Raw genomic sequence first — 677 nt, 5'->3', positions numbered from 1 at the left:
GTGGGGACGATGCTCTCGGGCGAGGTCGCCGTGATCGGCTCGCTCCTCGCCGGGGTGCCCGACGCGGTCGCCGTGTTCACCACACGACCCGCATCCACATCCGCCTGCGTGATCACATACGACCCGGTTGCCGTCGCCGTCTCCCCCGGAGCGATCACACCAGGAGCACCCGCCACCGGCCACACCACATCCGACAACACCACCCCCGGCACCGCATCCGACAGCACCACACCCGACACCGTCACATTGCCCGAGTTCGTCACCCCGAACTCATACGACACCACATCACCCACCGCGCCCACATCCGACGCGACACCCGACTTCGACACCACCAACCCCGGAGCAGGAAGAACCGTGTTCACCCGCACCGTATTCGTATCCGCCGACACCCGACCCCCACCAGGAGTCCGCGCCGCCACCGACGCCGTGTTCTCCACGAACCCACGATCCACATCCGCCTGCGTCAGGTCATACTTCCCCCGACCGACAGCCTGCTCCCCCACACCCACACGACCAGGACGCGACGCATCCGGCCACACGATCGACACGTCATACAGACCCACCATCGGATCCACCAACACACCATCCGTGACCGTCACATTCCCCGTATTCGTCACCACCACCTCGTACTCCACCGTGTCACCCACCACACCGATACCACCCACACCCAACACACC

General features: G+C 65.6%; 1 protein-coding gene and 1 pseudogene. Both read right to left on the bottom strand.

Features of this window, described 5'->3' with window-relative positions:
- On the bottom strand, window positions 1-362 hold a 362-nt coding region (locus AUC47_RS16910; RefSeq protein ID WP_441338620.1), incomplete at its 3' end, for a DUF7507 domain-containing protein.
- A gap of 30 nt (window positions 363-392) precedes the next feature.
- Window positions 393-647, bottom strand: a pseudogene (locus AUC47_RS17015) (DUF7507 domain-containing protein); the annotation flags it as partial.
- Window positions 648-677: the final 30 nt, after the last annotated feature.

This window comes from Microbacterium sp. SZ1 (assembly GCF_002362255.1).
Taxonomy (GTDB): Bacteria; Actinomycetota; Actinomycetes; order Actinomycetales; family Microbacteriaceae; genus Microbacterium.
The sequence above is the reverse complement of the archived record's forward strand: the minus strand, read 5'-3'. Positions and strand labels throughout refer to the sequence as shown.